At 64.0% G+C, this 13,375-nt stretch carries 8 protein-coding genes; 1 reads left to right on the top strand and 7 read right to left on the bottom strand.

Features of this window, described 5'->3' with window-relative positions; genetic code table 11:
• Window positions 1-49 precede the first annotated feature (49 nt).
• From H2040_RS10745 to H2040_RS10720, 6 genes are all read right to left on the bottom strand, one after another.
• Window positions 50-5,659, bottom strand: a complete 5,610-nt coding sequence (locus H2040_RS10745) for a beta strand repeat-containing protein (protein ID WP_287157354.1) — start codon at window positions 5,657-5,659, stop codon at window positions 50-52.
• Between the two features lie 356 nt (window positions 5,660-6,015).
• Entirely contained in the window at window positions 6,016-8,280 is a 2,265-nt protein-coding gene (locus H2040_RS10740) for a GumC family protein (RefSeq protein WP_287157353.1), read from the bottom strand.
• Between the two features lie 68 nt (window positions 8,281-8,348).
• Entirely contained in the window at window positions 8,349-9,626 is a 1,278-nt protein-coding gene (locus H2040_RS10735) for an outer membrane beta-barrel protein (RefSeq protein WP_287157352.1), read from the bottom strand.
• 57 nt (window positions 9,627-9,683) lie between these two features.
• Window positions 9,684-10,109 (bottom strand): hypothetical protein, encoded by a 426-nt coding sequence (locus H2040_RS10730; protein ID WP_287157351.1) that lies wholly within the window; start codon window positions 10,107-10,109, stop codon window positions 9,684-9,686.
• Between the two features lie 186 nt (window positions 10,110-10,295).
• Window positions 10,296-10,868 carry a polysaccharide biosynthesis/export family protein gene (locus H2040_RS10725; RefSeq protein ID WP_287157350.1) on the bottom strand — a complete coding sequence of 191 codons (573 nt, stop codon included), beginning with the start codon at window positions 10,866-10,868 and terminating at the stop codon, window positions 10,296-10,298.
• Between the two features lie 55 nt (window positions 10,869-10,923).
• Window positions 10,924-11,682 carry a metallophosphoesterase family protein gene (locus tag H2040_RS10720; RefSeq protein WP_287157348.1) on the bottom strand — a complete coding sequence of 253 codons (759 nt, stop codon included), beginning with the start codon at window positions 11,680-11,682 and terminating at the stop codon, window positions 10,924-10,926.
• A gap of 12 nt (window positions 11,683-11,694) precedes the next feature.
• Between H2040_RS10720 and H2040_RS10715 the strand changes: the two genes are divergently transcribed.
• Window positions 11,695-12,294: a hypothetical protein gene (locus tag H2040_RS10715; protein WP_287157346.1), complete on the top strand. Its 600-nt coding sequence runs from the start codon at window positions 11,695-11,697 to the stop codon at window positions 12,292-12,294.
• Here H2040_RS10715 and H2040_RS10710 read toward each other — a convergent pair.
• A partial coding sequence (locus H2040_RS10710) for an O-antigen ligase family protein (RefSeq protein WP_287157344.1) occupies window positions 12,291-13,375 on the bottom strand: 1,085 nt, incomplete at its 5' end. The two genes, H2040_RS10715 and H2040_RS10710, sit on opposite strands and share 4 nt — an antisense overlap.

The raw sequence follows: 13,375 nt of genomic DNA, 5'->3' as shown, positions 1-13,375 counted from the left end.
AGATGACCGCCGCCGTTGCAGGCATTTTTTACAAACCTATTTCCGGGGGTCAGGCCCCGAACAGGAAGTCGCTGTTATCGATATCGCCCTGATCGACATTGACCAGGCGCAGCATCTCGCCGTCATCGCCAAAGCCGGTGATGATGGTGACATTGTTGTTCTGGCTGATCGTGAGTTCGCTGACATCGCTGACCGCGAAAGCCGTCAGGTCGATCACGTCCACGCCATCCTCGAAATCGGCAATCGTGTCGCGGCCGCCGCTGATCCCGATGACGAAGGTGTCGGCGCCTTCCAGACCGCGCAGGACGTCATTTCCAGCACCGCCGTCCAGAACGTCATCGCCTTCGCGCGCGATCAGCTTGTCGTCCCCGTCGCCGCCGGACAGCGTGTCATTGCCGTCAAACCCGACCAGGACATCGTCGCCGCCAAGGCCTTCGAGAACCGAATCCAGCCCGTTGTCGCCGTGAATGGTGTCGTTGAACTCGGAGCCGGTGATGTTTTCGACATTCCGCACCAGGTCCCCTTCGGCGTCGCCGCCGACCTGTTCACCGCCCCGCCACAGGCGAACATCCACGCCCGCGGAGGAATTGGAGTAATCGGCGGTATCGACCCCGTCACGGCCATTGATGATGTCCGATCCGGCGCCGCCCTGAAGGAAATCATTGCCTTCATCGCCGATAAGCCGGTCTTCACCGTCGCCGCCATAAAGAGTGTCGTCGCCATCATACCCGACCAGGTAATCGTCGCCGCCGCGGCCATCGAGCCTGACATCCTTGCCGTCATCGCCGCGGATCAGGTCGTCAAACTCCGACCCGATAACGCCTTCCATGGTGCGCAGAATGTCGCCTTCAGCGTCGCCGCCCAGCTGGTTGCCGCGATAGAGGCGAACATCGACGGCCTCGTCGGAGTCCGAATAATCGACCGTATCGAAGCCGTGATCGCCCTTCAGGATGTCGGCCCCGGCGCCGCCGCTGATCAGGTCATCGCCGTTGCGGCCAACGATGACGTCATCGCCCGCGCCGCCGCTCAGCGTGTCATTGCCGGCGTTGCCGTTGATGAAGTCGTCGCCGCCAAGGCCGTCGATGACATCATCCGATTCGTCACCGACCAGGTGATCGTCGCCCTCTGTCGCCACGGGGCCGTCGCCCGTATTCACGGTCTGGTCCGCAAAGACCAGCGTTTCGATGTCCGTGAAGGTGTCGGAGCCGTCATCACCGTCCGCAGCGTTGTTGTCCGTGATCGTGCCGGCTTCGAAATCGATCGTGTAATCGGCGCGGTTGCCGGTGAACACGACCTGGTCGTTGCCGTCGCCGCCGATGAAGGAATCGTCGCCCGCGCCGCCGCGCAGGGAGTCGTTGCCGTCGCCGCCGTTCAGAACGTCATTGCCGTCATAGGTGCGCAGCGCGTCATTACCCGCCCCGCCTTCCAGCACGGAGTCGATGCCGTTATCGCCCTGCAACACGTCATTGAAGTCAGAGCCGATGATGTTCTCGACATTGCGCAGCAGGTCGCCTTCCGCGTCCCCGCCGGTCTGGGTGGTGGCGCGGAACAGGCGCACATCAACCGCGGCCGATGAGCTGGCGTAGCTGACCGTGTCGGACCCGCCGCCGCCATTGATGTTGTCGGCGCCCGCGCCGCCCTCAATGAAGTCGTCGCCCAGCCGACCAACGATGCGGTCATCCCCGGCGCCGCCATAGAGGTTATCGTTGCCGTCATAACCGGTCAGCAGGTCGTCGCCGCCCAGGCCGTCCAGCGTGACGTCCATGCCGTTATCGCCCTGTAGCACGTCATTGAAGGACGAGCCGATCACCAGGTCGAAATTGCGGATCACGTCGCCCTCGGCATCGCCGCCGGTCTGCTCGCCGCCGCGCCACAGGCGCACATCAACCGCGGAGGCGGAGGCCGCGTAGCTGAGGCCGTTGAAGCCGCCCTGACCGTTCAGGAAGTCCGCCCCGTCGCTGCCGAAGACATAGTCGTCGCCGTCGCCCGCCAGGATGGAATCGTCGCCCGCGCCGCCCTGAAGCAGGTCGTTATTGGCGCTGCCGACGAACTGGTTGCCATCCAGATTGCCGGTGCCTTCCTCGATATAGATCTGGGCGGTGTTGTCGCTGCCGCCGATCGAGGCGTCGAATACGTTGTCATTGATATCCGTGCCCGGTTCGCGCGCCCGCAGCGCCGTGGCAAAGCGGGTGGTGAAGCCGGTAAACAGGTTGCCGGAAATCGTGGAATCCGCCGCATCAATGGTGACCAGCGTGTTGCCCTGTTCCTGATCGCTGCTGTTCGTGCCGCCGGCCGTGCCGGAGACCGTGTTGTCAGTGAAGATGATGTTCGACGAATTCTGGCCGTTTCCGCCAATGGTCACCAGCTGGCGCGGCACGTTATTGCCGGGCGTAAACTGATCGCCAAAGCCATAGCCCCCCGGCTCCGACCCTTCAAAGGTCTGGCCGGTGAACTCGTTGCCCGTGATCGTGACATTGGTGACAGTAGCGCTGTATTCCGACAGCAGGCCGGCGTCGCCGCGGGCCTCGATCACATTGCCCTCAATCAGGATATTGTCGTGGTCGCCCTGGAGATAGACCGCGGCGTTCTCGATCGCGCCATTGCCGTTATTGCCGAGGATGGTGAAGCCTTGGCCGTCGCCGCCGATCACCACGTCATCAACATTCGGATCTATCTCGATCGCGCCTAGGGCGCCGCCCTGACCGTTGATGATGGTTGAACCCGCGCCGTCGCTGGAGACAAGCGTCAGCGACTTGGTGATGACCACGTCCTCGTCATACGTGCCGGGCCCGACGATGATGGTGTCACCGGCCGCCGCCGCGTCGACCGCCGCCTGGATGGACATGCCCTCCAGCACGATGAAGGTCGAAGAGCCGGTATTGGCCACTTTCAGGGCCTCAATGCTGTCCAGCGAATCCGTGCCGTCGGGGCCTGTGATGTCGCCGGAGACTGCGCCGCCGGCAACCGTCAGGCCGGACAGGTCGAAATCAGCCATGTTGAACGGCGCGCCGCCATTATCAGCCAGCACCGCGGTGTCGTTGCCTGCGCCGCCGAACAGATTGTCATTGTCCGCGCCGCCGTTCAGGACGTCGTCGCCGAGGCCGCCATACAGCCCGTCCGCGCCTGCCCCGCCATATAGCGCATCATTCCCCTCTCCATCGGCGAACTCGCCGCCCGGCTTGTTACCGCCGAACAGGCGGTCGTCGCCATCTTGGCCGTACAGGGTGTCGTTGCCGTCCTTGCCGTGCAGGGAGTCGTTGCCGGACGTCCCGGTGATGGTGCTGTCGACAACGTCCTGACCGGTTTTTTCGCCCTGGATTTCGGTATGGACGCCGGAGGTGTCGGGGAAAATGATCCCGAATACGGACGCGTCGAGGTCAGCGTCCTCAAAGCCGTCGAGATTGAAGAGCGGGCCCCAGTTGCTTTCCGCCGCGCTGAGATCCAGCCCGGAGATGGACAGGCCGTCGATTTCGCTGAAATTGAAGAAGGCGATCGGGTTCTTGTGGTATTCGCCCGTCACGGTGACATCGGTCAGCGTAATGTTGCCGATATCCGGCGCATCGGCGCCCACCGGGTTTGCATTCCCCTCATTGACGATGAAGCCAATGATCTCGATCGCGTTGTCCGGACGCCCGGCCGGGCCGGCCACGCCGTCGGTCCCCTCGAACGTGACGTTGTCGAAGGTGGCGTCGCCGCTGAAGCCGAACAGCTTGATGTGGGCGGTGTTGCCCGAACCGGTTCCGTTGCCCGCGAACGTGGCGTTCATGACGACGAGCGCCGCCATGGTCGGCGTGCCGACCGGGTTGCCGTCGTCGCTGGCGTAGATGCCGCGGTTCGTGAACCCGTCAATCGCGCCGTTGGTGAAGCTGAGCGTGCCGACATTGGCGCCTTCCGCGACATCGATGCCGATGCCGGCCGAACCATTGCCGTCCAGATTGATGCCGTCGAAGCTGATGTCGCCATCGACGCCCGCGGTAATGGTGACCGCCGTGCCGGAGGCCGGTTCGATCGACACGCCGCCCGAGCCAATGAGGGTGAGCGCCTTGTCGATTGTCAGGTTTTCAGCATAGACGCCATCCTCGATCTGGATCGTGTCGCCGTCGGACGCCGCGTCGATGGCGGCCTGTATGGACATGCCATTGGCGACGATGAAGGTCGTACCGGTTTCGGCGTCGACATCGCCCGGCGTGGCGTCAGTGGTGATGACCGAGGCGTGGGCGACATTGTCGGACGCGCCATTGGTCAGGCTGGTGGCAAAGGCGGCCGCCTCTGCCTGATCGCCGAAGAAGAAGGTGAAGTCGTCGCTGCGGCCGTCGATTCCGTCGCGCCACTCGCTGTTCTCAACCTTGAAAACCGTGCCCGGGAAGATGCCGGAGAGGTCGATGTCCTCGACCGCGGTTCCGTTCTCCTCATCGGCGTAAATGCCGATCGCTTCGGTTGCGCTGTAGGAGCCGGAGAAGGTGACGTTATTGGTGCCGCCCTCCCAGACATTGCCGGCGGAATAGAGCCCGATCGAGCCCCAGTTATTGCCGGTGGTCGTAATGTCGGTCAGCGTGATGCCCGTGGAGTCGCTGAGCGCGATGCCCACGCCCGACGTGCCTTGGCCATCGGCCGTCACGTTGGTGAGAGAGGAATCGTCGACGCCGTTGAAGTCGATCTCGCTGCGGCCCGCGCCCTGCACCGTGACGTCTTCCATCGAGAATCCGATCAACGCGTCGGTCGGGTCGCCGCTATCATCGGCCTGAACCTTCACGCCGTAATGGGTGGTGTTGCTGGCGTCGACGGTCAGGTCCTCGATCGAGGCGTTGTCGCCGGTGACCAGGATGCCCCAGGACCCGGAATGGGTCTCGATCGTGGTCGCGCCCTCGCCCGACCCCAGAAGGGCGACGCCCTTGTCCAGGGTAAGCTGCGAAGTCAGCGTGTACGTGCCCGGTCCCAGAACAACGGAGTCGCCGTCAGAGGCGGCGTCGATGGCGTCCTGAATGCTGCCGAATGTCGTAACGCCGGAATCGGTGACCAGATGGATCTCCCCGTCCATCGGATTGGCGCCATTGCGCGACAGGTCCAGCAGAGACGGATCGATGCCGTGGGCGATGTCCCAGGCGATGGCCTGTCCGAAGGCTTCGTTATTGGACGACCCGCTGAAATACGGGCGGTCGCCCCATTCCTGCCCGTCCGCGCTGCGCGGTTCGGCGACCAGGTCCCCGACATCGTCGCCGGTTACGTCAACATTGTTGGCCGGGTTGCTGGACGAGCTCTCGAAACGATCCTCGATCGCGCCATTCAGCAGATTGCCCAGAATATTGTCGTGATAGGACTGTCCCGGGGCCGGTTCGCCGCCGCGGTCCTTGGCGATATCGAGGATCGGCTCGCCGCCGGCCTGCAGGTAATCCAGATAGGCTTCCGCGAGCGCGACGAATATCAGGTTCACGGCCAGCGCCAACTCGCCAGCCGTGCCGCCATCTTCTGGCAGGCTAGAAAGGATGTGCGCATACTCGGGGAACTGCGCCAGTACGGAATCAAAATCGGCGCTGCTCGTATCAACTACAGTTTCATCCTGATAGTTGCCGCCGGCGCCCGCAATCGCCGGGAACGTGACATACGCCGCGTCAAGTTCCTGCCAGACGTCGATGAAGTCCTGTGCCGTCGTGAAAGCCATGTTTTTGATCCCCCCAATGCGCCCAAAGGCGCGCCGCGCGCGAATTACTTCACGCGCAGCTGTTGACAATTAAAGCGAATCAGCCCCCCAAACGATAAAAGAGTCAATACTTTGTTAATTGTTTTTTTACGACATTTTTTAAGTCGCGGTTTTTTCTGATAAAATTTCATCTTCTGGCACAGGTGCGCCCGTTCAGATCTGCAATAAAGCGGGGGTAGGAATTTTTTTCCACATTCCGGGCATGCGCCTGAAAACTCTTGCTCCAAGCTCTCACCGGACGCTTTATTTAAGCCGAGAAAAGCAAAACTTGACCCAGATCCTTGAAAGCCGGGCGCGGACCGGCGCCCGGCTGCAAGTCAATTTTCGTAATATTTAGAGTAGTATTTGTAATAGGATCCGCCATAGCCGGATCCGTATCCGTAACGGCCCTCCGCCGACAGGTTGACCTGAGTCAGGGCCGCTCCCGCGACCGGCGCATCCACGTGGGCCAGCGCGTCCAGAGCCGCCTTGACCACGGCGCGCGGCGTCTTGCGCCAGCGGGCAAGAAGCACCACCGCGTCCACCGCCGTGGACAGGATGCGGGTTTCTGCAACCGCCATGGCGGGCGCGGTGTCCAGAATTACAAATTCGTACCGCTCCCGGACCGCCTGCAGGAGTTCGCGCATGTCGCGCCGCCCGAAAACATCGGACGCGCTGCGGTCTTCCCCGGTCAGGGGCAGGATATCCAGCCCCGAAGCCTGTTCGCGCGTAATGGCGTCATCCAGTGTTGCGCGGCCGTCCAGAACCTCCAGCAGCCCAGCCCGCGGCGTAAGCCCCGCGGTGCGCGTCAGCATGGAGCGGCGAAGATCGGCGTCGATGACAAGGGTGCGCGAGCCCAGCTTGGCGGACACCCGGCCCAGAGCCAGGCTGGTCGCGGTCTTGCCTTCGCGCGGCACGGCGGAGGTGATGGCGACCACCTTCACATCCCCATGTCCACGCCCGAACAGCACGGCCGCCCGCAAGGCGCGTAGCGATTCCGCATAGCTGGACAGGGGCTTGTCGAGCGCATAGCCCGCCGCGTTATCGCGGGAGGCATAGGCCCGCGGCACGCCCGGAATCAGCGCCAGGGCCGGCAAGCCCAGCTCCCGCTCCATATCTGCCTTGGTCGCCAGACCCTGATCGAAGGTTTCGGCCACGAAAACCGCGCCCGAGCCCGCGACCAGCGCCAGAATCAAGCCCAGCGCCAGGTTCATCGGCAGGTTCGGCGCGCTGGCTTCGGCCGGGATGCTGGCGCGCGAAATGATGCGGGCGTCGGCCTCCTGCAGGGATTGTTGCTCGCTGGTCTGGCGGAACCGGGTGAGGAAGGATTCGTAGAGCGCGCGGCTGGCTTCGGCGTCGCGTTCCAGCTCCCGCAGGCGGACCAGCTCTGAATTGTTCTGGACCATTTCACCGCGAAGCCGGCCAATGCTGCCCTCCATGGAGGCCACGCGCTGGCGGGCGACATCCACTTCATTGCTGAGAGAGGTGACGATGCGCTCCGCCTCGCGCTCGATCTCGGCCTCGATATCGGCCAGCTCGCGCCGGACTTTCAGCATTTCAGGGTGGCGTTCGCCATAGCGGCTGGAAAGCTCCGCCTGACGGCGCACCACCTCGGCGCGCTGGGACCGCAATTCGCGAATGACGTCGGAGCTGAGGGCCTCCGAGATTTCCTGATTGCTGCCGCCCGACGAAACCAGATTGCGCACCGCGCCCAGCCGCGCCTGTTTCTCGGCCAGATCGGCGCGCTGCAGGATAATCTGGGCGTTGAGGTCGGCCACCTGGCGTTCCGTCAATGTCTCGCCTTCGGCGTTCAGGAGACCGGCTTCGGCGCGATAGGTTTCCACCGCCTGCTCCCGCGCATTCACTTCCTCGCGCAGATCGGCAAGACGCCCCTCCAGCCACTCATTTGCGGTGCGCGTTGCGTCGAATTTCGCTTCGAGCTGCTCCACGAGATATTTATCGGCATAAGCGTTGGCGATAGCCGCCGCCTTTTGCGGCGACTCCGATGTCGCCGCCACGTCGATGACAAAGGTCAGGCCTTCGCGGCGGACCGATAGCGCGCGCTGCAGGCTTTCAATTGTCTCCGCGCGGTGCAGATCCGCTTCATCCGCCGGCGAGAGAGAACGTGACGGACCGCCCGGCGATATTGCGGCGAACAGGCCGCCGAAGAATCCCCCCACGGCGCCCGCCGCGCGCGCCACGCCTTCCGGGTCGCGCAGCGCCGGGTTGAATTCCGGATCGGCCATCAGGTTCAGCTCATCAATGACCCGGTTTGCCAGCGCGCGCGAACGCAGAATCTCGACCTCCGTATCGACGACCGCCGAGTCTGGCGGCAGGCCGGACACAACGGCTTGCAGGTCAACGACTTCGCGGTCGCGCGGATCGAGCATGACCTGTGCGCTGGCGGTATATTGCGGCGTCATCTGGAAGGTGACGACGATGATGGCGAGAAGCACCAGCGCGGCGATCGCGAAGAACAGGGCCAGGCGGCGGCGAAAGGCGAGCCACAAACCCCGGAGATCGAATATCTCTCCCGACGCGTCAGGCGCAGGCCGGCTTCGCGCGGGGCGGTCCAGCCGGTCGAAAGGTTTGAACTCGTTCATCGTCTAAGGGTCTTGTTCCGTTCGGCGGGCGCGCCTCCGCCAGATGCAAAAAAGGCGCCCGGCACGGTCTAGCGCGCCAGGGTCAGCTCAACCCCGATGCGGTTTGTCGCGTAGTCCTGGCCCTGGAACGCGCCGCTGCTGTCCAGCTCCATATACTGGTAATAAGGGCTCAGGCCGACGCTCCGGTTGATCATCCAGGTCGCTTCGAGACCCGCGCCGGTGCGCTCGTCATTGCGGTCGATCCCCTCATAATCGTCGTCGGAATAGGTCAGTTCGGCCGACAGGATCAGATTGCGCAGCAATTCGTGGTCGATCCGCGCGCTGGCCGCGGAAGAGACATAGGCGGGGGAGCCGGCCACGCCGGAATCCTCGACATCGCGCGCCGCGGTGAAGCCTATGGTGGTCAGCTGAGAGGGAAACCACTCGACCCCGGCGCGGACATCAAACCCGTCAACGGAATCAAAGGCGGGGTCGTCGAATTCCTGTTCGAACCAGCCGATCGCCACCTCGCCCCGCATGACGCGCGTGATGTCGAAATTCGCGCCGGCCAGGATCTCCACGCCGTCAGAATCGCGCGTGATCGGCGTGACCGGCGGTTCGCGGTCATAGTCGCGGGTATTGAACGCCGCCTCGGCGAACAGCGCCGTGGCCGGGCTTATGGCATAGTCGCCGCGCGCGGAAACATCGATCTGGTCGCGATCACGGTCATCCTGTTCCAGAACCGCGCCGCCAGGGGTGACGCCGTCCTCGAAATCAAAGGCGCGCCAGTCCAGCCGCGTGGAAAGCGCCAGCCGGTTAAACGCCGTCGAGGCCGTACCGTAGAGATTGGCGACCTCATACTCGATCGGCTCCACCGCGGTGGCCGGCGACGCGGAGGACGTGCGCGATTCATGGTCTGACAGATAGGAGGCCCCGCCTCCGATTTCCGTCTCGCTGGCGAAATCCAGAACGCCGTCCGCGCCGATATAGCCGCCGAACGTATCTTCGTCGCTGTCCTCGAAGACGGTGCGATGTTTCACCCAGGCCGAAACGGCCAGTTCATGCCGGGACCATCCGGATTCAACCGAAACTTCCGGCCGCAGGATCAGGATGCCGCTTTCCGCCTCGTTCGCGTCCGTGGCGTAGATATTGTCGTCATATTCCAGCCCGGCCGTCAGCGAGGGGTAGATGGTCAGGCCGCCGGACCGCACGCCCACAGCGTCATATTCCGGACGCGCGCGCTCCTGCACGCTGACATTTCGGTCCCGCTCAAATGCGCCAGAGCCCTGGGCCACGGCCTGCCCGGCGGGCGTCAAAAGGGCGGCTGCCGCGACCAGGGCGGCGCAAGGGGTCATACTGGCTGTCATGATTCCACACTCATTCCGTTGGAAGCCGCGCGCCGCGATCAAGCAGGCAGGCGGTCTCTAGCCGCCCGTGTCGTAGTCTGATCCGCCATCGCCGCCGCCGGGCGGGGGCGGCGTGGGCGCGCCGCCATCGCCGCCGCCCGCGCCCGTCGCCACTTCGCCGGTCGCCTGGATCTGCGCGCGGACAAGCTCGACCGCCTGATCGGCGGCGGAGCCTTCGATCAGCGCCTCCTGAACCAACGCCAGCGCCTCCAGCGCCTCGTCCGCCGTTGCGCCGGACAACGCCAGCACCCGGTTGATCTCGGCCGCGATCTGTTCGGGCGTGGACGTTTCCGGCATCGCCGCCATGGCGTCGATGATCTCGGTCGCCAGCGACGCCGGGTCGACCTGCATCATGGCCGCCAGGCTGGCCGCGCCCGCAGGGGATACAGCCATGGCCGGCGTCAGAGCCAGACAGAGTCCGGTGAGAACAGTTTTTCGGAACATGCGTCCCTCCCCCGAAAAATAACCTGCAAATGCTGCAAGTTAATAAATTCTAAAGCACGCTAGTGTCTTGGAGCGACTGGCTCAAGACAAGAATTCGCCGGCTAGTTTGAATTTTTGGTGGCGCCGCGACTCTGTCACGACAAATTCTCGCAAGAGAATCTGGATGAAAGCGGCCGATTACAGGGATCAGAAAAAGCGTTCCGGAATGCGAATTGTGTCGCCTGGCTGTATCCGCGTTTCGGGGGTCAGCTGATACTCACGTTCGCCGTCGGCCCCGCCGCGTTTTATGAAAACCCGCTTGGAATCAGCGCGGTAGGAGAACCCCTCGGCGGTCGCCACGGCATTCAGCACCGTCAGGCCCTCGCGATAGGGGTACTCGCCCGGCGTGTTGACTTCGCCGAGGATGAAATAGGGCCGGTAATTAAGAACCTCGACGCTCACCCGCGGATCATTGAGATAGCCATTGGCGAGTTTCTGTTCGACCGCTTCCTGGAACTGGGCAAGCGTCAGTCCTTCCGCCTCCACATCGCCGATCAGGGGAAGGGCGACGGTTCCCGCGCCTCCGACCATGAATTCGCCCGACAATTCTTCTTCGTCGAAAACGATCAGGCGCAGCTCGTCCCCCGCGCCAAGCCGATAGCGGACCTCGTCGCGGGTTGCGCCGGAATCGGCTCCGGGCTGGGCGGAGGGCGTCGTCGCGCAGGCCGCGATGACAGCCGCCGCAAAAGTGGCCGCCAGAAGTTTCAACATGAATTTCATGACGTTCGCCCCGTTTCCGTTCCCGGCGCACCTTAGCCGCCTCTGTATTGCAAGCTCAAGACTGATCAAGGCCCGGAGAAACGGCTTGAATGATTTCTACGGAATCTGATTCCAGCCGGGCGGCGGTCAGGCGGCCCGTTATATAGGCGCCGGTGTCCAGCGACAGCCGGCGGTGGTCGCGATAGGCGGTTTCATGCGGCGTATGACCATGAACCACGACCTTTTCCAGCGGCCGGTCATCGTCCAGAAAATCGTTGCGGATCCATAAAAGATCGTCTTCCGCCTGTTCATTCAGCGGCGCGCCGGGCCGCACCCCGGCATGCACGAAGAAATAACCGCCCAGCGCCTCGCTGAGAGTCAGCGCTTCGCAGAACCGCCGGTGAGCGTCGGGAAACGCCTCGCGGAATTGCGCCTGGGTTTCCTCCCAGACGTCCGGTTCGTCGCGGAGCGGGGCGGACACGCCGTAGGATTGCAGGGTTTCGGCGCCGCCGAACTGCGCCCATTGCGGTCCCCAGCGCGCATCATCGAGAAATCCCAGCAAGGCCGCTTCGTGATTGCCCTTCAGGAACACCGCGTTGCGCGCACGGGACAGGGCGATCAGCCGGTCGATCACGGCCCGGGAATCGGGGCCCCGGTCGACATAATCGCCCAGGAAAATATAGCGGCGCGTCTCAGGCGGCTCTTCCCGCGCCTCGATCTGTTCCAGTAGAGTGCGCAACAGATCATCACGGCCATGAATGTCGCCCACCGCATAGACGGTCAGACCGTCGGGAATGACGGGCTGGCTGGACCGGGAGCGGAAGAACTTGAACATCGCGGTTTCTTTATGCCCGAACTGGTAACGATTTTTCCACGCCGTCTGGCTGGGCCGCGCGCGTTCGTTTGCGCGGCGGCGCTGCTGGGCGCGGCGCTGGCCGGCGCGCTGGCCGCTCTGGAAACCCGCGCCAGCCTGCTTCATGGCGCGCCGCCCGTCGAGACAGTCCCCGCAAATCCGCCCAGGCTCCATACAGCGTCCCTCGCCGATATTCTGGCGGACAGGGCGGCGTGGGCCGGGGATCGCGAAAGCGCCGCCAGGCTGTCCATGGCCACGCTGCGCCGGCGCCCAACCGACGCCGGCGCCTGGGCGCGACTGGCGTATCTGGAACGTGCGGCAAACGGCATGAGCGAGGATGCGGCGCTGTATCTGGAGCGGTCTTTCCTGAGCGCGCCCTTCGGCGATGCCGGACTTCGGCGCTGGCGGATCGGCTTCACGCTGGAAAACTGGATGGCGGTTCACCCCGACACGAGACTTGCGGTGCAGAGAAGTCTGGAGGCGGAGTTGCTTACGCCGCGCGGCCGCCGCTGGTTCAGGGGCTACGCCAGGGAAATCTCCAACCCGCAAGGCCGCGCCGCCGCCGGGGCGTTCCTCTCCGCCGCTCCGGACTAGCCGCGCACGCGACCCGGCGGGCTTTCGCGCCTTCGGGACAATCCCGCCCCGAGGCCCAGAAAGATCGCCCACATGGCGGCGATGGACGGAACCTGAAGGGCATAATCTACCGTGCCGTGTATCAGGATGAGCGCCGACGCGCCCATCACCGCGCCTAGCCATATACGCGGCCCCAGACGCATCAGGCTGCCGCGCGCGATGCGGTAAAGAACAATCGCAACCGCCCCGAACATCGGCAGTGAGAGCGCCAAACCGCCCTCTTCCAGCCATTGCAGGTAAACATTATGGGCCGCGCCCAGCGTATGCAGCGCCTGGTAGTTCTGGCGGGTCTGGATCATGTCGTTTACGGCGTTGAACGCGCCGAGGCCGTAGCCCCAGAATGGCGCGTCCAGAAAAGCGCGCCAGTGCGCGGAAAATGCCTTGGCGCGGCTTTCGGCGCCGGGTGCGAGATCGGCAAAGCGCACAGATGTCAGATCGCCCGATACAATCCAGACGCCGGCCAGAAAGAACAAAAGCAAGCCAAACGGACCCGCCGGGCGCCAGCGCCTTTCCCGGCCTGTCAGGCTTGCCAGCAGAAGCACAAGCAGACCCGCGCCGGCGGAGAGAAGGCCGCCGCGCGAGGCGGTCAGCGCCAGACAGGTCAGGGAAAGCAGCAACAGGGCAATGGGGAGCCCGGCCCGCTTCAGAAAATACTCCAGCCGCGCCACCTGGTTTGGAAAGGCGCGCGGCGCGCGTTCGCCAATCAGCATCAATCGCGCCGCCGCCATCAGGATGAAAACGCCAAAAACGCTTGCGGCGTTATTGGCGGACAGGAAGCTGGCATGGAGGCGCCCCGCGCGCGCCGCGCCAAAGGCGCTGAGTCCAAGCTGATCCGTACAGAAGCCGATAAAGGCCAGCGCGCTGTAAACGGCTGCAAAATACAGGAACAGCTGAAAGAACCGGGCGCTGCTGCGCTGACCGGCCCCGATGACGGAGCCGCTCAGGAAGGCGGCGCCGAGCGCCGCCAGCTTGATCAATTCCCGCACTGTCGCATCACGGTCCAGCGTGATCGCGCCGCCATCCCCCAACCAGCCCCAGGCCG

This window comes from Euryhalocaulis sp. (assembly GCF_013911995.1).
Classification (GTDB): domain Bacteria; phylum Pseudomonadota; class Alphaproteobacteria; order Caulobacterales; family Maricaulaceae; genus Euryhalocaulis; species Euryhalocaulis caribicus.
This window is presented reverse-complemented; position numbering and strand designations above follow the sequence as displayed.

Bases quoted from the DNA above. Each gene is read 5' to 3' on its own strand.
- H2040_RS10745 (WP_287157354.1), bottom strand. From the start codon at position 5,659: ATGGCTTTCACGACGGCACAGGACTTCATCGACGTCTGGCAGGAACTT.
- H2040_RS10740 (WP_287157353.1), bottom strand. From the start codon at position 8,280: ATGAACGAGTTCAAACCTTTCGACCGGCTGGACCGCCCCGCGCGAAGC.
- H2040_RS10735 (WP_287157352.1), bottom strand. From the start codon at position 9,626: ATGACAGCCAGTATGACCCCTTGCGCCGCCCTGGTCGCGGCAGCCGCC.
- H2040_RS10730 (WP_287157351.1), bottom strand. From the start codon at position 10,109: ATGTTCCGAAAAACTGTTCTCACCGGACTCTGTCTGGCTCTGACGCCG.
- H2040_RS10725 (WP_287157350.1), bottom strand. From the start codon at position 10,868: ATGAAATTCATGTTGAAACTTCTGGCGGCCACTTTTGCGGCGGCTGTC.
- H2040_RS10720 (WP_287157348.1), bottom strand. From the start codon at position 11,682: ATGTTCAAGTTCTTCCGCTCCCGGTCCAGCCAGCCCGTCATTCCCGAC.
- H2040_RS10715 (WP_287157346.1), top strand. From the start codon at position 11,695: ATGCCCGAACTGGTAACGATTTTTCCACGCCGTCTGGCTGGGCCGCGC.